The sequence below is a fragment of the Streptomyces sp. NPDC087215 genome, from assembly GCF_044744885.1.
Lineage (GTDB): Bacteria > Actinomycetota > Actinomycetes > Streptomycetales > Streptomycetaceae > Streptomyces.
On record NZ_JBIUZD010000007.1, the window covers coordinates 298,063 to 318,959 of the forward strand.

Genomic DNA, 20,897 nt, shown 5'->3' on the forward strand with positions numbered 1-20,897 from the left:
GCGGCATCACGGCACGAACGGCACCGGGGCATCACACAGGGAGTCCGAGAGTGAGCACTGCGGTACGGAACGGGCGAGCGGGCGGCGAACCGGCCGGGATCCACCGGTTCGTCGTCTTCGGAGACATCTGCGGCTCCGGGGCACTGGACCTGGCGGAGAAGAAGCTCCAGCGGGCGGCGATGTACGAGGCGTTCGACGAGGCGTTCGGCTCGGTCGGCGTCGAGCCCGGCACCTTCCACCAGGAGGACCGGGGGGACGGCATCCTCGCCGCGCTGCGGCCCGACGTGCCGCCGACCCTGATGGTCGGCCGGTGGATCGACACCCTGTACGAGAGCCTGCGCGATCACAACCAGGGGCGCGGGACACCGCTGCGGCTGCGGATCGGGATGAACGCGGGGCTCGTCGTCCAGGACCGGCACGGGCTCGTGGGCCGTGCGGTGGACCTCGCCGCCCGGCTCTGCGACAGCGCCCCGGCCAAGCGGATCATGGACGAGGTCCCCGGGATCGACCTGCTGGTCGTCGTCTCGGACTGGCTGTACGTGAGCGTGGTCGCCGAGGGCGGGCGGTACGTGGAGCCCGGTCACTACCGGGCGGCCCGGGTCCGCGCCAAGGAGACCGACGAGACCGCCTGGTTCCACGTACCGCGCCTGCCCGCGCCGCCGCTGCTCGGGGCGGACGGGGACCGGGCGCGGGGGGACGAGGGGGCGCCGCCGACGCCGTCCGCCGGGGGGGAGCGGGCGGCGGAGGGGTCACGGACCGGCGTTGGGCCGTCGCGGGGGGACGGCCCAACGCCCCGGACCGGTGGAGGGAACCGTACGTACCAGGTCGGGGGCGATCTGCTCGACGTCCACGGCAACACCATCCACGGCGGGTTCACCGGCATCCGGAAGGACGCGCGCCCCGAGCCCGGCACGGGCGGGGACGGGCCCAGGGGGACGGGCGGGGCCAAGGGGGCGGGTGAGGCGCGGTGAGCGACGAGGACGAGGGCGCGCCGCACGGCGATCCGGACTCCGGGCCGGGGTACGGCGACCGGGGGGACGCCCAGGACCGGGGGGCCGACCGAGGCTCCGACCGAGGCGACCGGACCGACCGCGGTGACCGCGGCGATCGGAGTGACAGGGGCGGTCGAAGCGACCGGGGAGACCGGAGCGACCGGAGTGACAGGGGCGGTCGTGGCGACAGGAGCGACCGGGGAGAGAGGAGCGAGCGCGGGGGCCGTGACGGCGATCCCCGTAGGGACCCGGCCGAGGGTGGTGACCAGCCGCCCCGCGAGCCCAGCGTCTTCGCCGCCGCCGACCGGGGGCCCCTCGGGGGCGAGGGCGACACCGGCGGCGCCGCCACCGCCCGCCGGGCCGTCCGCACCTGGGCGGGCGGCGGGGCGGACCGGCTCACCACCATCCACGGCGACGGCACGGTCTTCGAGGGCAACCAGATCTTCGCCCTGTACGGCTCCGACCGCGCCGCGCACTTCGTCCAGGGCCCCGTGCCGCAGGAGACCCTCGACCACCTGGGGCGGGTGTACTGCGCGACCGCCGCGTACCCCCGGATGCGGGACCGGCTCCGCGACCACCGGGTGCTCGTCCTGTGCGGCGAGCCCGGCAGCGGCCGGAAGGCCACCGCGCTCGCCCTCCTCGACGAGCTGACCGGCGGAAGGGTCTTCCGGCTCGACCCGCGCCACGGCGTCGACGAGATCACCGAGGACGCCCTCCAGGAGGGCGGGGGCCACCTCCTGGAACTGCTCGCCGAGGACGTGCGCGCCGAGCTCGAACCCTCCGGCGGCCGGGGCGAGGGGAACACCTCCCGGAGCCGCCGTCGCCCCGCCCCCCGGCTCAGCGAACTGCACCTGGACCGCTTCGGGGACCTGCTGCGCGGCCGGGACGCGTACGGGGTCGTCCTCGTCGAGGACGGGGAACTCGCCGACCGGCTGCTGCGCGGCCGCTACGGGATGTACTGCGCGCCGCCGCCCGCCGAGGAGGTCCTCAGACGGCACCTCTGGCACCGGCTGCGCGCCGAGTCCGACGAGGCCGTCGGGGAGGCGTGGGCGCACGCCGGACGGCGGGAGGTCGTCGCCGCACTCGGTCTGGAGGAACTCCGCCCCCGCGAGGCCGCCCGGCTCGCCGACCACCTCGCCGGGCACTGGCGCGGGGAGATGTCGGACGACCGACTCCTGGTGGAATGCCGGTCGTTCGTGCGGTCGCAGGCCCGCGAGTGGTTCGCCGGGGCCGACCGGCCCGGGGCGCTCCCGGAGGCGCTGCCCGCGCTGAACGCCGGGGCGTTCCGCATCGCCGTCGCCGTCTTCGACGGCTCCGCCTACAGTCTCGCCGCCGAAGCCGCCGAACTCCTCTCCTGGGAACTCGCCGTCACCCTCGACCCCGAACACGCCCCGGGAAGGCGCCTGTTCGGCACCCACGCCGAACACCGCCCGGTGCAGGCCCGCGCCGTCCTGGAGGACGGAGAACTGGACCTCGGACCGGCCAAGGTCCCGGTGCGGGCCGTCCGCTTCCAGGGCGAGGCACTCGCCGGGGCCGTCCTCGGCGAGGTGTGGCACGGCTACCACAACGTGCGCGGCCCGGTCGCCCGCTGGCTGCGGGCCCTGTGCGACGACCCCCGCCCCGAGGTGTGGGTGAGGGCGTCCATCGCGGCCGGAGTGCTCTGCTCCTGGGACTGGATCCACGGCTTCCGCGAACTGGTCGTGCCGCTGGCCGTCACCGACGAACCGGTCGCCCACATGGCCGCAGCCACCGCCCTCGCCGAGTCCGCCCGCGACCCGCGCGTCCGGTCCGCCGTCGCCGCCGTGCTCAAGGACTGGGCGGGATCGGGCGAGGACTCCCTCGTCAGGACCGCCCTGCTCGCCCACGGCTACGTCCTGGCCGCCGGGAGCGTCCCCGGCTCCCTCGACGCGCTGGCCCGGGTCGTCAGGGCCCGCGAGGCGACCGACATCGAGGTCCTCGTGCCCGCCTCCTTCAGCGTGGCCCGGCTGCTCGCCTCCGGCGAACCCGGTCCGGTGCTCCGCAGGCTCCGGCACTGGCTGGAGGACGGACGGCTCAATCTGGCCAACCTCGTGCACCTCTCCGTCATCCGGACGCTCACCACCCGCACCACCCATCTGTGGGGGCTGCGCGAGGTGCCCGAACTCGACGGACACGCGGCCCGCCCGCTGCTCGTCGCCCTGCTCGCCACCCGGCCGGAACTCGCCCCTCCGCTGGCCTGGTTGCTGCGCCACGCACTGACCACGGCCCGATCCGGGGAAGCTGCCCTGGAGGCGCTCGGCGGTCTGCTCCGGCGGGCCGCGAAGGACCCGGAGTCGCTCGGGCACGTCGGTGGCTTCCTGCCGCTCCTCGCGGTGGACCGCCGCGACCGCGACCGGCTCAGGGGCCTGCTGAACGAACTGGTCAGGGACCGTGACCGGCCCCTGGACCGTGAAGCGGCGCGCCGCATGTGGGACGCCGTGACGGAAGGAGCGAACCGATGACCGGGCCCGAACAGGACAGGAACCCGCGGCGGGACGAGCGGGCGCGCCCGCGGGACGGGGAGCGGGCGTACGACCCGGACCGCGACGGCCGCGACCGTGCCCGTGACGACCGGGCCCGCGCCGGGGACGGCCGGGAACGGCAGCGGTACGAAGGGCAGAACGGCGCCCGCCGGGGCGCCCGCGACGACGCGGAGGACACGGACCGGGACCCGGACGCCCGGGACGGGGAGCGCGAGCGGGACGGAGAGGCGCGGGGGCGGTCGGGCGGTGACCCGTACGACGGCCCCGGCGGGGGTCCCGACTCCGGTTCCGCTTCCGGTCCGGCCGGCCGCCCGCGCGGCCCGCTGGTCGGGGAGTACGCGCCCCCGTACCGGCGCAGGAGCGGCCGGGTCGCCGCCGTGCTCCTCTACCGCAACGGCGGCCACCGGATCATCTGGCCGGACCGTACCGAGGACGTGAACAAGCCGATGTTCGGCACCCCCTACACCGTCTTCGAGGTGCGGCTGGGGCGGAACGTCACCGAGTTCAGGCTCCAGCTCCCGGCCGCCGGGGACGGCGTCTTCTTCGAAGCCGTCGCCAAGGTCCAGTGGGTGGTGACCGACCCGCACCTGGTCGTCCGCGAGCAGGTCGAGGACGTCGCCGAACTGCTCCACGACGAACTCCTCGACGGTCTGCGCAGGCTCTCCAGGAGATTCCGGATCACCGAGGCGCAGCGCGCCGACGAAGCCGTGCGGGAGGAACTGGCCGCCGGGCGGCTCAGCTTCGGCCGGGACATCGGCCTGCGCACCCGGGTCCTCGTCTTCATCGACCTCGACGCCTCCGTCAAGGCGGAGGTCTCCCGGCGGGACCGGGTCGGCGTCACCATGGAGGCGGACGAGCGCGTCGCCGAGGCCGAGCGGCGCCGGGAGGCCGCCGAGCGGGCCCTGATCGCCGACCGCGCCCGCGAGATGGAGGCCCTCTTCCGGCGCGGCGACCTCGCGCAGATCGCCCACCACATGGCGATGAACCCCGACAAGCAGTGGGAGATCCGCACCCAGCTCCAGCGGGAGCGGCGCGAGAGCCAGGAGGACTACCTGGCCGTCTTCAACCGGCTCCTGGACACCGGTGTCCTCGAACGGCACGACATCGGCGAGCAGATGTACCAGGTGCTCATGTATCTGCGGACCCAGACCGGCAGCGTCCTCGGCGGCATCACCGACCGGGTGCTCAACCCGCCGGGCGACACCGGGCGCCGCCGCCTCGACCCGGGGCCCTCGCTCCCCGAACCCAGCTTCCCCGACTGGGACGAGGAGCACGGGGAGCACGGGGACGCGCCCCGAGACCCCCGGGTGTACGAGCCGACCCGCGTCGAGTCGGGCTCCGAACGGGAGCGGGAGCGGGAGCGGGGGAGGGGGCGCGACCGGTCGCGGTCCCGTGACGACGACACCCGTGACGGGCGCGGCGACGGCCCCCGGGACGAAGCCCGCGCGGACCGCCGCGACGGGGGCCACGACCGGTACGACCCGGACGACCCCTACGGGCGGACCGACTCCGACGAGCGGAACGACCGCTACGACCGGGACGACCCCTACGACCGGTCCCGGCGGACCACCCGCCCCGGCAGGGCCAGTTCCGCCTTCGACGACTGGGACGAGACATGACCGCGCCGGTCCCGATACCGGACCCGACGCCCCCGCCGGACCCCGTACGGGGGTCCCGGGCCGGTCCCGTACGGGGTCCCGGGGACGGTCCCCCACCTGAGTCCGTCCCCGGTCCCGTACGGGAGTCCACCGGTCCCGTACGGAGTCCGGCACCTGGTCCCCTACGGGGTCCCGTCCCCCGTCCCGTACGGGAGCCCCCGGCCGGGACCGGGCCGCACCCGGTCCCCGTACTCCGTGAGGAGGAGCTGAGGTTCATGGCGGAGCACCTGCTCTCCACCGTCCGGGAGGACATCGGCCGGGCCGACACCAAGGCCGCGATCCTGCTCTCCGGCGCGCTCGCCTTCCTCGCGGTCGTCTTCTCGGGGGAGCGCTCCCCGCTGCCCACCGCCGGGACGGGACTCGCGCTCCTGCTGGTCGCGGGGGCGCTGTGGACGGCCGGTGTGGTGATGCTCGTCTCCGTGGTGCTGCCGCGCACCCGGATCGGCGCCGACCGCACACTGCTGCGCGAGCTGACGGCAGGCCCGACCGGGCCCGCGCTGCGCGCCCGGCTCGCCGCCACCGGCACGGACGCCACCGGCTGGCTCCTCGAACAGGCCGGTGTGCACGGCCTCGTGCTCGCCGCGAAGTACCGGTGGCTGCGCCTGGGCGTCTCCGCGCTCGCGCTCGGCGCCCTTCTGGCCCTCTTCAGCGAACTGTGGTGAGAGTGAACATGCAGTGGACCACCAGGGGGAGCGTCCTGCTCCTCGCCGGGGCGCTCGTCGCCCTCTCCGGACCGCTCACGGCGACCACCGCCACGGGCGTGCCCGGTACGCCCGCGCGCCCGGCCGCCCCTGCGGTGCTCCCGTACGCCCAAGCCGCTCCGCACGCCCAGGCCGCCGTCCCGTACGCCCAGGCCGCCCCGCGTCTCCCCGCCGCCCGGCTCGCTCCCTCCGCTCCCTCCGCTCCCGCCGACGGGCCCGACCCCATCGACTTCGCGGTCGTCGTCGACCAGTCGGCCAGCCTCGCCGACGAGGACCTCGCGCGCGAGACGGAGGCGGCGGCGCTCATCGGCCAGGGCGAGATATCGGAACGTTCACGGGCCACCGTCATCGGTTTCGGCAGCTCCGAGAAACCCGGCCAGTCACCCGTCCGCGAGGTCTGCCCGCTCACCGCCGTCGACGCGGCGGGACGCCAGCAGCTCAGCGGCTGCGTCCAGCTCCTGAACGACCGTGACCCCGCCCGCACCGGCCCCGGCACCGACTTCCCCGCCGCCGTCCGGCACGCCGTCACCCGCCTCACCGAGGGCCGGGCGCCCACCGGCCCCGCCGGGACGCCCGCCGTCCCCAAGGTCGTCTTCCTGCTCACCGACGGGCGGCTCGACGTCGCCGACAGCCCCGAGTACGGCACCGACCGCGACAGCCGCCAGGCCAACGGCGCCCGCAGGCTCACCGAGGAACTCGCCCGCGCCCGTGCCGCGGGCGTCCAGATCTGGCCCCTCGGCTTCGGCGGCGAGATCGACCGCGCCGCCCTCACCGCCATGGCCGAGGGCGGCTACCGGGGCGCCTGCTCCGGAATCCCCGGCTCCGTCCCTCGGATGCGGGTCGTGGGCACCTCCGCCGGGATCGACACGGCGCTCCAGGAGACCTTCGCCGCCGCCCGCTGCGCCCGGATCGCGCACGGCACCGTCGGCAAGCCCCCCGCCGACCTGACCGTCACCATCCCGCCCATCGCCACCGACGGCTCCCTGACCGTCGCCAAGCACGATCCGAAGGTACGGGTCACCTACTACGACCCGGCGGGCCGCAAGGTCCCCGCCCGGGGCGAGCTCGACGGCTCCGTCTTCGAGGTGAGCGGACAGAACGGCCCCGTCGAGGCGCTCCGCGTCACCGACCCGCTGCCCGGCCGCTGGCGGGTGCACATCGAGGCCCCGGAGGGCCACGGCGACCGGGAGGTCGCCGTCCGGGCCATCTGGCAGGGACGGCTCCGCTCTGCCGTCGTCCTCGACCCCGCGTCGCCGCGCCCCGGGGAGAAGGTCACGGTGGAGGTACGGATGCAGACCCGGCGCGGAGTCGTCATCACCGACCCGGGCCAGCTCGCCGGGCTCGCCGTCACGGCCGACCTCAGCGGCGACGGCTTCAGCCCCGTCTCCTTCCGGCTCGCCGACGACGGCAGGGCCCCCGACACCAGGGCCGGGGACGTGCGCTTCACCGGTACGTTCACGCTGCCCGCCGGAGCCACCGGCGACCTGGAGCTCCTCACCAGGATGGCCGCCCCCGGCATCGTCTCCGACCGGCGCCCGCTGCACGCCCGCGCCGCAGACGGCGTACCCCTCGTGACCGCCGGGCTCGTCACCGACGCCGTCACCGTCCACCCCGGCGGCACCGTCCACGGCACCCTCGACGTCACCAACAACGACACCGCGCCGCACACCCTGCGCCTCGCCCTGGCGGAGCAGGTCCCCGGCGCGGAACTCGCCGTCACCCCGGCGACCGTCACCGCCCCGCCGAACAAGGCCGTCCGCGTCCCCTTCACCGTCACCGTCGGTCCGGGCACGCCCCTCGGCGAACTCGGCGGCCAGGTCACCGCCGTCGACACCGGAGACGGCGACCGGGCCCTGCGCAGCACCTTCCTGAACGTCCGGGTGGTGGCCCCGCCGACCTGGTGGGACCGGTGGTGGCGGGCCGTGGCCGCGGGGGCGGCCGTCGCCCTCCTCGCGGGCGCCTTCGCCGGGATCCGGCTCGCCGCCCGGCGCCGCCGCCGCGACCTGACCGGCGTCACCCTCGAACTGTGCCAGGAGGGAAGGCCGCTGGACTCGCTGACCGTGCGCCGGGGGCAGTGCCCCGGCGGCGCCTTCGCCTTCACCGTGGACGAGCCCTACGGGTCGCCCCCGACCCTCCGCCGCGTCCCCGGCGGCTCCGCCTCCACCACCCATGTGCTGCGCCGCAACGGAGCGGGCGAGCTGCTGCTGCGGCTCAGGGGCGGTGGCCAGGTCCCGCTCAGGTCCGGCGAACCGACCGGCATCGGCGACCACGAACTGGTCGTACGGAGCGGCCGCACGGCCCCGCGCGGCGACGGGGACCGTACGGGCGCTGGAAGCCGTACCGGCGCCGGGCGCCAGAACCGCGGGTCCCGCACCGGCCGGTGGGCCCGGTGGCCCGGCGCGCCCAGGCGCACCGAGCCCGTCGGCGCCCCCGGAGCACGTACGGGAGGCCGTACGGACTCCGAGGGCCGACCCGGCGACCCGGGCGCGGGCACCTCCCCCGGCACGGGCGGTGACTACGACAACAACTTCTGAACGGACCGATCACCCGACCGATCACCACCCGACCACGGGCGGACCACGGACCGGCACCCGACCGATCACAGACGGACCACGTACGGACTTCGGACCGGCCGCGTACGGACTTCGGACCGGCTTCGGGACCGACCCGGGCGACCGGCCCCGAAGCCGACCGATTCCGGACCGGTCGCCCCCGGACGGCTCGTCCCGTCGCCGGTCCGTCCCGTCCCGGGAACGGACCGGCCCCGAGTGCCGGCCGGTTCCCCGTGCCGGCCGGTTCCGGAAACCGGGCCGACCGCCCACCGGTCGGCCCCGAACGCGTGAGCTCTGAACGGGGCAGCGAGGAGAAGGACATGAAGATCTATCAGCCGATGCTGTTCGTCGGGCTCGGCGGCACCGGCGGACGCATCGGCAGCGAACTGGAGCGCGGTCTGCGCCGGGAGCTGTGCGGCCCCGACGGCACCGACCTGGTCGACGGCGGCCGTCGCCTGCCCTTCCAGCTGCCCGACTGCCTCCAGTTCGTCTACGCCGACTTCAGCGAGGGCGAACTGCTCAACCAGCCGCAGTTCCGCGCCAAGGGCGCCGAGGGCGCCGCCTTCGCCCGCACCTCCCGCATGGTCCGCGACCTGCTCCCCACCGACCTGGAGACCTCGCCCGACGTGACCCGGATGCTGCGGGTCTCCCTCCCCGAGGAGACCCGGCTGTGGCTGCCGCCGCAGGCCCGCCAGCCGCGCGTCGCCCCGCTCAACGCGGGCGCGGGCCAGCTCCCGACCGTCGGCCGAGCCGCCCTCTTCGCGACCCTGCGCTCCGGCCTCGAACCCGTCCTCCGCCAGCTCCGCGAGGCCATCGGCGCCATCGGCCAGGCCGCCGGGGACCTCCGGCGGGTCGGCGGCGGCCGGATCAGGGGCTGTGACGTCTTCGTCGCCTTCTCCGTCGCCGGAGGAACCGGCGCCGGGATCTTCTACGACTTCATCCACCTCATCGGCCACGAGTTCCGCAACGCCCGGGTCCCCGGGGTGAAGATCTACCCGCTCGTCGTCATGCCGTCCGCCTTCCCGCCCGAGGCGGGCGGCGGACGCGAGGCCGAACTCAACTCGGCCCGCGCCCTCGTGGACCTCTCGCGGCTCGTCGACGACCAGAACGTGCCCGACGCCCTCGACCAGGTCGGCGACGTCGAGGACCGGGGCAGACTGAGCGTCACCTATCCCGGCGACGGAGTCGTCGCGCTGCGCCCCGCCACCATGCAGACCGCGTTCCTGTTCTCCAAGCCCGCCGTCATCGGCAGCGAGGACCTGCGCCGTTCCATCGCCGCCATGGTGATGTCGCTGATCGGCACCGACATCGGCGACGACAGCGGTTCGGCCACCCGCGCCGACGAGGACTACCAGTCCTTCGCCGCCAGCTTCATCAACAAGAGCGTCGAACGCTCGACGCCCGCCCGCACGGGCATCGGCTACCGGGGCATGTCGACCAGCCTCGCCGCCTCCCTGACCGTGCCCGTCGACGACCTCGCCGAGATCGTCGCCGCCCGCCTCCTCGCCCAGGCCGTGAGCGGCATGGCCGAGCGTGCCGGACGGCCCGACCGGGAGGGCCAGAACCACGTGCGGGACCTGTTCACCCGCTCCGGCGTCGGCCGCCTCTGGAGCCGTGAGGCTCCCGACGTGCCCGCTCCGGAGCAACTGCCCCGGGGCCGCAACCGGATCACCCAGGAACTCCGGAACCGGCTCGGGGACATGGAGGAGGCCCTGCGCCGCCTCGACAGCGGTCTCGCCCGCGAGGTGCCCCGCCTCACCGAGGACTTCCGGCCCAGCGCCGGGGTCCGTGAACTCCTCGGCCAGATGGACCCGTTCCAGGTCGAGGTGGTCCTCGCCGGACTGCCCGGCCACCCCGACCGGGTGGCCAGGGAGGGCTTCACCGGAATGCTCGACAACCGGCGCAACGAACCCGAACGGCCCCCGGATGTAGGGGCCTTCGCGCCTCCCATCCCCGCCGTCCGGGGCAGCGTCGGCGGAGTCGTACCGGCCCGGTGGAGCGATCCCGACGTCCAGGACGCGCTCGCCGCCCAGGAAGCCTGGTACCAGTGGCGGGCCCGCACCCTCTGGCACCGGGGCTGGCAGGCGGGCGAGGCCCAGTGGCGGCCCTCCCTCAACCGGGTCACCGTCGAGGTCGCCGAACTCGCCAAGGCGCTGCGCGCGCACGAGAACGACGAGGCGAAGTCCTTCGCCGAACGCCGCCGCGACCTCTACCGCGACGACCGCGCGGGCATCGCCTACCTGCTGCCCCCGCAGAACACCCTGCGCGCCTTCTACGACGACGTCGTGGACCGGCTCGCCGAGAGCCTGGGCCTGCCGGAGACCGCCGACCCGGCCGCGATCCTCGGCAGGCTCGTCGGCCCCGACGACTGGCGGCGGGCCCTCGACACCGTCCGGCGGTCCGCCGGGGCGGCCGTGAAGGAGATCAAGCAGGTCGTCGAGCGCCGGGTCAAACGTCTCTTCGGCGAGGCCAACGACGACGTCTTCGCCCGCCCCCTGCTGCCCTCCATGGAACTGCTCCTGCGGGCCGCGTCCGGCGACGAGTCCGCCGAGGCCAAGGTCGATCCGCGCTGGCTCGACCAGTTCCGCGCCCGGCTCGCCGGACTGATCCCGGTGGGCTTCGTCCCCGACGGCAGCGGGCCGCTGAAGATCCTCATCGTGCACCCGGCGAGCGAGGCCGACGGCCGGGCCCGCGACTTCCTCGAACAGGAACTCAACCTGCCCGCCCGGGTCACCCCGGAGAGCCGCGCGGGCGACACCGACTCCATCACCGTCGTCTTCTTCCGCAGCGGCATGAACCTCACCGACATCTCCGAGGTCCGCAGTGTCCTCAGCGTCTGGTCCGAGGCGCGCGACGCGGGCGGCGAGGACGACTTCCTGCACTGGCGCCAGCGGCTCGGCTACCAGGACGACTGGCTGGTCTCCACCGAACACGACCGGCAGCGCATCCTGCACCGGCTGCTCTGCGCGATGTGGAACGGGCACATCGACACCGAGGGCCCGGCGGACTCGCCCCACCGGGTGCGCATCCGGCTCCAGGACGGCGAGTCCGCGACCATGTCGCTGCGCCTTGAGGACTTCGACGGCTCCCTCTCCAGCTGGGCCGGGCTGCTGCGCGCGTACGAGCGCTGGGCGCTGCTCGACGAGGGGCAGATCATCGAGCAGTTCTGCGAACGCCTCATGCAGGCCCTGCCGAAGGGGCTCGCGCAGGTGCCGGTGCCGCCGTCGCCGCTCTTCGCGCGGTTCGTGGAAGAGGTCGCCCCGCGCCAGCTCGACCTCATCGACGGGCTGGTCGAGGAGTTCGGCGCGGCGGACAGCGAATGGCTCGCCCCGCTGCGCCACTTCTGGTCCGTCACCTACCCCGGCGCCCTGGCCATGCGCTTCCCGAAGGCGGCCCGCGCGACCAAGTCGAGCCTGGGCGCCCTGTACGACCGGCACACCCCCCGCCCGGCACCCGGCCGGGGCGCCCGCCCGCAGGGCACGGGGGAGCGGGGCGGGTACGGGAGCGAGGGCCGGTCCCGTGCCCCGTACGGGAACGACGAGCGGGGCCCCTACGGGACCGGCGACGGCCCCGGCCCTGACCCCCGAGTCCCCTACGGGGACAGGGACACTCGGGGCCCCGGACCCGCTGGACGGACGCGCCGACACCGGTCCGTCCACGACGGCGAGTGGGAGTTCGACGCCGAGCCGGACCCCTTCCCGTACGACGACGAGCCGTACGAGAACCCGTACGGGGAGCCGCACGGACACCAGGACGGACACCAGGACGGGCATCGGGAGGGAAATCGGCGCGGAGACCGGGCCGGAGACCGGGGCGAACAGCGGAACGGACACCCGAACGGGCACCGGGACGGCGGCCGGGACGAGCACCGGGACAGCAACCGTCAGGGAAACCCGTACGGGACCCCGTACGACGACCCGTTCGACGATCCGTACGACGATCCGTTCGAGGACCGCGACCCCGGACGCGACCCCGTGAGGGACCCCGGTCCCGGACGGGAGACCGGCCGCGAACCCGGCCATCGGCCCGGCCGTGATCCGGGTCGTGACCCCGGCCGTCACCCCGGGCCCGGCCCCGCGCGCGGCTCCGGCCCCGGTCCCCGTGGTGACGGCGGGGCCGGGCGGGACGGCCGGAGGGCGCCCCGCCGCGACCCGGGGAAGGAGGCCGAATGAGCCCGCGCGTCCTCCCCGAACGGCCCCTCCCGGGGCACGCCGTCTGCCTGGACCTGCGGACGGTGGCGGCGCACGACCCCGACGACACCGTCCGGGCCGCCCTCGACGCCCAACGGCCCGGTGGCGAACGCCGCTTCCTCGTGCTCGACACCGCCGACCGGCTCGTCGCCCACCAGCGGCTCTACGAGCGCCTCTCCTCGTACGGCCCCGCCCGCGTCGTCTGCCTCGCGGTCGGCGAACGGAACGAGCGGACCGTCCGCCGCACCCTCACCCTGCGCCCGCCCGCCGCAGGCGTCCTCTGGCTGTTCGACGGGGTCGAGGACGACGTGCCCGGCGACGCCGTACTGCGCCCGCTCGTCGACGTCCTGGCCACCCCCGAGGTCTTCGACGCGGTCCTGCGCGCGCTCGGCGAGGTCGTGCACGGGGTCGCCGTGCCCGCCGTGCGCGTCCTGGAGCACGACCTCACCGACGAGGCACGGGAGCGGGCCTGGCGGCAGGCGGTCGAAGGGCTCGTCGGCCAGGAGGTGCCCGTGGGCGCGTCCGCCGCCGAGCGGGTGCCCGGCGCGCTGGCGCTGCTCCTCGACGAGGGCGTGCCGCGCTCCCTGGCCGGTCACCAGTGGCTGCCGCCCGGGGGCATGACCGGGGCCGCGCTCGCCGCCTGCGAGGAGGCCGTCGCCGTCGCCGCCGACGGACACCAGCGGGTCCGGGGCGCCGCCGGACTCCTCACCCGGGCGGGTGCGGACGTCGATCTGCCCGGGGACATCGAGCGGGTGGTACGGGAACTGGGCCGGGTCCGGGCCGTCGTCGCGGACGCGTTCGGCGCCGCGGGCGGCAGCCGCCCCACCGTCGAGCACCGGGCCGTCCTCCGGGACCGGGGCGTCGAACTCCCGGAGATGCCACGGGAGATCACCCGCGCCGGGATCGTCCCGGCCCTGCGCGACCACACCCACGAACTGATCGGCCGGGGCCTCCCCCTGCGTTCGGTCGCGGCCAGGCTCTCCGCGCTGTCCGCGCGCACCGCGCCCGTCGGCAGCGCCGCCCGGCTCACCCGGCTCGACGCGCTCTGCGGCCCCGAGCGGCTGCGCCGCCTCGACGGCCGGTACGCCTTCACGGCCGGGGGGCCGCGTCCCGCGGCCTTCGCGGTCACCGGACTCCTCGCCCTGCTTGCGGGAGTGTGGCCGGTCCTCGGCTGGGTCCTCGGACCGGCCGTCGGCGTCGTCGCCGCCGGACTCGCCCGGCTGGCGCTGCGGCGCAGGCCCAACCGGTCGCCGGACGGCCGGACCGACGGCGGCGGGTCGACCGGCGCCGCCCCCCGGCTGCTCGGCGGTCTCCTCGGCGGCCTGGCCGGGGCGGGCCTCGGACTGTTCCTCGGCCCGCCGCCCTGGGCGGGGGCCCTGGCGCTCGCCGTGTCCCTCACGGCCGTCGTCCTCCTCGCGCTGCGGGACTGGACCCGGGGCGTGGACGACTGGTGGGCGCGGGCGGACCCCGAGGAGGCCTGGCGCGTCCTCGGGGAGGTCCGGAACCTCGTCGTCACGACCGCCGTGCACGACTGGCTCTTCGCCGAGGTGCGCCACCACTGCTCGGCGGGCGCGGGCGCGGTGTCCCGGCTGCTCGGGGACCTCGCGGACACCGCCGACGCGCACGGACCCGGCACCGCCGTCCCGCCGGGCGCCCGCTTCCGTGCGGCGGCCCGGAGCCGGGAGGACCGGGACGGCGGCGAGTGGGGCGAGCGGGGCGAGAGCCTCCCGCCGCGGTCGGCCCGGTCCTCCGGCACCTCCCGTCCCCGGGACCCGCACGGAGACACGTACGGGAACGCGTACGGGGGTCCGTACGACCCTCACGGGGACTCGTTCGGGGACGCGTTCGGGGATTCGTTCGGGGACATGGAGGACGACCGCTACGGGGATCCGTACGGGGACACCTACGGGAACGGGGACGACCCGCACAGGAGCCCCTACGGGGACCGGAACGACCCGTACGGGAGCCCCTACGGGGACCGCGAGGACCGGGACCCCTACGGGTCTTCCGGCAGGTCCACCGCCACCCCGGAATCCTTCGCCCGGGACCCCGAGGCCCCCTACGGGGGGCCCTCGGCGCTGCCCGCGCCCGCCTGGCTGGAACGGCGGCACGGGGACGGCGGCCCGCTCCTCGTCGACACCCTCGTCGGCGACCTGGTCGCCGGTACCCTCCTGATCCTCGACCGCTGCTGGGCGGGCGTCGAGCGCGACCCCGGCGCCCCCGCCTCCCCGGTCCACGAGCAGCGGCTCACGGAACTCCTGGACGACGCCAGGCTGCGCCTGGAGCGGGACGTGGCCGCCTCGCCACCGCCCCGCCCCGACGGGCCGCGCGACCCCGAGGGCCCCACCGGGCTCACCGCCGCCCCCGCCGACCGGCCCGACGCCGCCCGGCTCAGCGGGGTCGCCCCCGACGCGGTGGCCCGGCTGCTCCTCGCCGGGGACGACCCCGGGCTCACGGTCACGCTCTGCGGGCCGGAGCACCTGCGGCTGCTCTCGCACGACCCGCTCGCCGCCCGGCAGGTCCGGTTCGTACCGGAGGCCATGCGGCGCGGGGCGGCGGGCGACGACATCTGGCGGGGCACTCCCGAGGACGTCGTCTGGACCGACGCGGGACGCCACGCGGGAATCCTCCGTCTCGTCCCGCTCCGCGCGGACGTCGTGCACACCGTCCGCGCCGAGGAGGCGGAAGACCAGTGACCGACCCGAACCGTCCGAACCAGGGGAACGACCCCACGGACCCGCACGAACCGTGGGACCCGAACGAACCGTGGGATCCGCACGACCCGGCGGGCCGGGGGCGCCCGGAACCGAACCGCCCGAAGATCTGGCGTCCCGCGGACCGGTCCCTCCCCCCACCCGGGCGCCCGCACCGCCCGACCGGCCCCGGCTCCGGCCTTCCGGGCGACGCCGTTCCCCCGGGCGGTACGGGCCGTCCGGCCGAGACGGCGTTCCCGGACGGCCCAGGACATCAGACCGGACCGCCCCGCGCCGACGGCCCCGCCCGCCCGACCGGCGGCCCGGCGTACCCGAGCGGTCCAGTCCATCCGAACAGTCACGCCCACAACGAGAGTTCGGGCCGCTCGGACGATCCGTACGGCCCGCCCGGACCCGCCTTCCCCGGCCCGCCCGGACCTCCCGGAGGTCCGGGCGGTGCCGGGGCGCCCGGAGACGGGCCGGAGTTCCCGGCCGAGGCGGGCCGGGGGGCCGCCGACCCCGGCCGGTCCCTGGGACCGGAGGACCCGGACCACCTCCGGGCGCCGACCCCGCCACCCCACCCGTACTACCAGGAGCTGGAGTTCCTCACCCACGGCGAGGCGCCGGTGCGCTTCGCCGTGCGGTACGGCGAGGACCACCAGGCCCCGGGCCGCCCCGGCTTCCTGGCGCGCCGTGCGTACCTCGGGACCGCCGGGCAGCCCGTCGTCCAGTACCGGCTCGCCTCCCCGGCGCTCGCCGACCCGTACGCGTACGGCCGTCTGGAGCGCGAGGTGGCCGCCGCCGTCGCCCTCGAACGGCGTTACGGCGGGGCCAGGCCCGGGGCCGTCCTCACCCGGACCGTCGGCTTCGACCTCACCTCGGCGGAACCCTTCGTGCTGTACCGGCCGCAGTCCGGCCGTCCGCTCGCCGACTGGGCGGGCCGTCTCGCCGCCGAGGAACAGGAGCAGATCATCGGCCAACTCGCCACGGCCGTCAGGCTGCTGGCCGACGCCGGTCTCGTCCACCGGGCGGTCACCCCCGGCACCGTACGGTGGGACGGCACCCGGGTACGGCTGTGCGAGCCGTACGCGGCGCTGCGCGCCGGAGAGCCGCGCGAGCCCTACGGGGCCGCTCCCTGGGCCTCGCCCGAGCAGCGCGCGGGGCACGGGACCGCCGACCCCCGCGACGACCTGTGGTCCGTCGCCGAGATCGCCTACTTCCTGCTCGCCGGGCGCCCCGACCGGGGTGAGGGACCGCCCCGGGACCTCGCCGACTACCGGCGGCTCGCCGCCCTCGAACACAGCGGCGTCTTCTCGCCCCGGGCCTCCGAACGACCAGGGCCCGAAGACCTGTTGAGGCTCCTCCACGTCCCCGACCCACTCGCCTCCGGGGTCGGCGCGGCCGATCCGCTGGACCGCTGGCGCGCCGCGTACGACCAGCAGATCGCCCGTAAACGCGCCCTCAGCGGAGCGGGCCGTCCGGACGGCGGGGCCGCTTCCGAGGCCGCCGCCCGAGAGCCCCGCCCGCCCCGCGCCTCCCTCTTCGAGCGGATCTTCGGCGGCGGTGACCCGGCCCGTCCCGCCGGTGCCGACCGGCGCCCGGACGGGGATCGCGGCACGGGCCGACCGGCCCACGGAGAACGGAGGTTCACACCGGACGCGCGCGGCGGTCCGGCGGGATCCACCGGCCCCGCCGCCTTCGTGCCGCCGCCCGAGCCCCTGTCGGCGGCCCTCTCCAGGGGCCGCATGTGCCCGCACTGCCTGCTGCCCGTCACCTACGACGAACGGCTGCTCGTCACCATCGACGCCAAGGGCAACCGCATCCCGCTGGACCTCGGCGCCGAACGGCGGCCCGGACACCGCGCGGACGCCCTCCGCAAGGCGTACCACCTCTGCCCGCACACCGGGCAGGGCGACGAGGAACACGAACTGCCCGTGCCGTACCTCACCAACGGCGAGCCGCTCACCGTCGCCCTCGTCGGCAGTTCCTCCGTCGGCAAGACCCATCTGCTCGCCGCCATGCTCGGCGAGGTCGAACTGGGCGGGCTCGAACCGTACGGGCTGAAATGCCGGCCGCTGAACCCCGAGGCCCACCGCACCTATCTGCGGGAACGGGTGCAGAGCCTCCAGCAGGGCAGACAATTGGGCCGCACCGGACAACAGACGTTCGCCCGGTTCGCCGACGGGCTGCTCGTGTCGGCGGGCGGCGCCACACCCCGGCCCGTCGTCTTCTTCGACCTGGCGGGGGAGGACCTCGCCCAGGACAGCGAGGTCGGCCGCTTCCTCATGGGAGTCGACGCGTTCGTCTTCGTCCTGGACCCGCTGCGCGCGCTCCGGCTCACCTCCCTCGACCCCGTACGGCAACAGAGCGGTCTGCGGCGGCGCGAACTCGGCGACGAGGCCTTCGCCACCGTCCTCAACCGCATCCCCCGGCAGCGCGGCGGGCTCGTCGCCGCCCCGGTGGCGCTCGCCGTCAACAAGAGCGACCTGGTCCGCTTCGAACCCGTCGTGGACCGCTGGCTCGGCCGCGCCCTGACGGGCCGTCACGATCCGGTCGCCGTCGGCGCCGAGAGCCGGGACGCGTACGCCTTCCTCGCCCACCACGCCAGCGCCGCCTGGCTCAAGCCCTTCGACGACTGCGCGGACTGCACCCTGCACTTCGTGGCCGCCACCGGAGGGCAGGCGCGCGGCGACCGGTTCCCGCACGGGGCCCGGCCGCGCCGGGTCCTCGCGCCACTGCTGTCGCTCTTCGCCTCGTGCGGGCTGCTGCCCGGGGTGGACACCGCCGGATCCCTGGGGCCCGGAGAGGGGAACGTCCGATGACACGGCCGGAGAACGAAGCCGACCAGATCGTCTTCCGCTGGGACAGCGAGAACCTCTCCGGCAGCACCGGCTTCGGCCCGGTCGCCTGGTCCGGCTCCCGCGAGGAGGCCGAGAACCTCTTCCGGCTCGCCGGGCCCGTCCTGCGCGCCAGCGGTGAGGAGACCCGGTCCGCCCTGGTCCGGATCCAGCGGCGCGCCGACGTGATGCTGATCCGGCGGGTCCCGTTCACCGGGGCGGACGGCGGCACCTCCGTGTTCTGCCACGCCCTCGTCGGCTCCCACGCCCTCCTCGAACCCGCCGTCTGCCTCGGGCTCCACTCCTGGGACTGGGAGGGCGCCGGCCTCGACCCGGCCGTCCGGGGGGCGCTGCCGTCCGTCACGGACTCCGTCCTCGGCCGGGCGGCCCGCCGGGGACAGGACGGACTCGACCGGGAACTGGCCCGATTCCCCAGCGAACTCACCGGAACCGTAGCGGAGTTGCTGCGCCACCCCGATGAACGCTTCACCGTCCTCGACGCGCACGGCGACACCGCGTCCCCGGTGCTCTGGGGCCTGTACGGGATGTTCGGCGGGGTCACGGAACGCTGGTGGACCTTCGCCACCCACGACACCGCCGAGGTCGCCGCGCTCCGCTTCGTCTTCGTCGGCCGCTGGGCCGGGGCCGCGAGCGGCAACACCGGCCGTCGCCGGGTGGACCCGCGCGACCGGACCGGCGACCGGGCGGAGGCCGTCGCCGCCCGCCTCGTCGCCCACCACCTGCGGGACGTGGCGGAGGGGGAGAGCGGCGGGTACGCGGTCGCGGGTGCGCTCCACGCCGTCCGGTCCGCCCGCGCCCCCCTCCTGGAGACGGCCGCGCGGGCCCTCGACGTGCTGGAGCGGCACGGCGGTTCCGGGGAGCCGGGCCCCGCCGGGCCCCGGAGGGGAGGCCCCGTACGGGACCTCCCGGACGAGGGCCGGGGCGGCGGCACCACCGGTCGGGACACCGCCCGCCGCGCCCCGACGTCACCCTGGGACGCCCCTGCCGACCCTTCCGGGGCCGCCGTCCTGGAGGGGCCCTGGGACGCCCCGGACCGGTGGTTCCGCCCGGCCCCGTCCCCGTACGGCACCCCACGGGAGGCGCCGGGCCCCAGCCATGGGGGAGACCCGGACACACCCGGTCCGGGCGCCCCCGAGAACCCTGAGAACCCCGAGAACCCCGAGAACCCCGATAAGGCGTACGGGCCCTCCCGGCCGAAGACCCCGGACCGCTCTGACCGCTCTGACCGCCCGGACCGTGCGGACCGCCCCGACCGCTTCGATCACCCAGACCGACCGGATCACCCCACGGCCCGGCCCGGCCAGGACCGCCGGGACCGTACCCGGCCTCCGGACCGCCCGACAGGCCCGTCCCACCCGGACCGGGGCGTGGAGACGGAGCGCCCGGAGAGCCGACAGCCGCCCACCGGGGCCGACCGTCCGGAACGGCCTGCGGGCGCCGACGCGTGGAACCGCCCGGCGGAGGCGGAGGACCGCGCGGACTCCGGAACGAAGGCGCCCGGCCGTCCGCCCCGGGCCGACCTCCCGGCCCGTCCGGACCGCCCGTCCGGACCCGACCCACGGTCCGGACCCGACCCACGGTCCGGACCCGACCCGCGGTCCGTGCCCGGCGGCCCTGCCGAGTCCCGCCGCCCGTTCTCCTCCGACCAGCCTTTCGTGCCCGACCCACGGTCCGGTCCCGGCCGTCCGTCCCCGTCCGATCGCCCGGAGCGGTCCGGTCGCCCCTCACGGTCCGGCCGTGACGACCACCCTCCGGAGTCCCCCGGGAATCCCCGGCCCGTACTCGACAAGTCCCGGCAGCCCCGACACCCTCACCAGCCCTCGCAGCCACCACAGCCACCACAGTCCTATGAGCCGCACCAGCCCCACGAACGTCCGGAGCCCCCTCCCTTCGACGGTCCCGCGACCGTCACCCCGACCCTCGGGGACCCCGACCCATCCCCCGACCCGCCCGCCGACCCCTCCCCGCGCCCCGACCCCGCTCCCTCCCCGGCCGGGGCCCCCGTTCGTGATCCGTACCCCCGGCCCGTCCTGCCCCTGAACGTGCCGCAGTGGACCGGTCCCGGCACGACCGGGCGCGCGTGGCTTCGGGGGCGGGGACAGAAACGGGAGGTCGAGACCGGGCTCGTGCACAAGCTGGCCGCCGCCCGCTCCGTGGACGAGGCCCGTGAGCTCGTCGAGCGGGGCGGGGGCCGCGAACTGCTCGACGCGCTGCGGCGTCGGCAGGTGTACGCCGTGCTCACCGTCCTGCTCGCCGAGGTCGCCCGCCGACTGCCGTCCTGGGACCACGGGCGGCGCCGGGAGCTGTGCGAGATCGTCATCGGCGGGGAACTGTGGGCGGTCCGGCCGCCGGGCGCGGACGCCGACCCCTCGGACCCCCCGGAGGAGCAGCGCGCGGCGAACTCCGCCGAGCTGCACCGCTGGGCCGTCCGCCCCCTCCTCGGCGGCGGCGACGCCCCCGTCGGCACGGTCGCCGAACTGCTCTCCCGGCTCCGTACGGGCCCGGAGCCGTCCGCCCGCGAGACCTTCTGGCAGATCGTCGACGGCGAGCGGCCGGGACTGCCGGACACGGTGTGGCTGGCGTTGTTCAAGGAGGCGTGCGGGCTGCCGCGTTCGGCGCCGCGCCCGGCGGCGGGGCCCCCGGAGCGGGGCGGGCGCGGACGTCCCTGAGGATCCGGGCGGACGGCTGTCTCCGGCGCCGTCCGCCCGGCGCCGGGCCGGTCCTGGGCGGCTCGATGTCGGCGATCCCGCTG

The 20,897-nt window shown here is 76.1% G+C and carries 9 protein-coding genes; all 9 read left to right on the forward strand.

Translation table 11 applies throughout. The features are described 5' to 3' along the window. Positions 1-50 precede the first annotated feature (50 nt). Positions 51-971: a hypothetical protein gene (locus tag ACIO92_RS20795; protein ID WP_366441281.1), complete on the forward strand. Its 921-nt coding sequence runs from the start codon at positions 51-53 to the stop codon at positions 969-971. Continuing rightward, positions 968-3,472, forward strand: coding sequence for a hypothetical protein (locus tag ACIO92_RS20800; RefSeq protein WP_402058005.1), 2,505 nt, complete (start codon positions 968-970; stop codon positions 3,470-3,472). The genes ACIO92_RS20795 and ACIO92_RS20800 overlap by 4 nt, the downstream gene beginning before the upstream one ends. Next, a complete protein-coding gene (locus ACIO92_RS20805; protein WP_401239177.1) occupies positions 3,469-5,112 on the forward strand; it encodes a hypothetical protein in 1,644 nt (547 codons plus the stop codon). Before ACIO92_RS20800 ends, ACIO92_RS20805 begins: the two co-directional genes overlap by 4 nt. 254 nt (positions 5,113-5,366) lie before the next feature. Further along, positions 5,367-5,813, forward strand: coding sequence for a Pycsar system effector family protein (locus ACIO92_RS20810; protein ID WP_366441284.1), 447 nt, complete (start codon positions 5,367-5,369; stop codon positions 5,811-5,813). Between the two features lie 8 nt (positions 5,814-5,821). Further along, positions 5,822-8,386 carry a VWA domain-containing protein gene (locus tag ACIO92_RS20815; RefSeq protein ID WP_402282696.1) on the forward strand — a complete coding sequence of 855 codons (2,565 nt, stop codon included), beginning with the start codon at positions 5,822-5,824 and terminating at the stop codon, positions 8,384-8,386. 338 nt (positions 8,387-8,724) lie between these two features. Continuing rightward, on the forward strand, positions 8,725-12,576 hold the full coding sequence (locus ACIO92_RS20820; RefSeq protein ID WP_402282548.1) for a tubulin-like doman-containing protein: 3,852 nt from the start codon (positions 8,725-8,727) through the stop codon (positions 12,574-12,576). Further along, entirely contained in the window at positions 12,573-15,290 is a 2,718-nt protein-coding gene (locus tag ACIO92_RS20825; protein ID WP_402282546.1) for a hypothetical protein, read from the forward strand. The genes ACIO92_RS20820 and ACIO92_RS20825 overlap by 4 nt, the downstream gene beginning before the upstream one ends. 623 nt (positions 15,291-15,913) lie before the next feature. Further along, positions 15,914-18,109 (forward strand): hypothetical protein, encoded by a 2,196-nt coding sequence (locus tag ACIO92_RS20830; RefSeq protein WP_402282544.1) that lies wholly within the window; start codon positions 15,914-15,916, stop codon positions 18,107-18,109. Beyond that, entirely contained in the window at positions 18,106-20,814 is a 2,709-nt protein-coding gene (locus ACIO92_RS20835; RefSeq protein ID WP_402282542.1) for a hypothetical protein, read from the forward strand. Before ACIO92_RS20830 ends, ACIO92_RS20835 begins: the two co-directional genes overlap by 4 nt. Positions 20,815-20,897 lie beyond the last annotated feature (83 nt).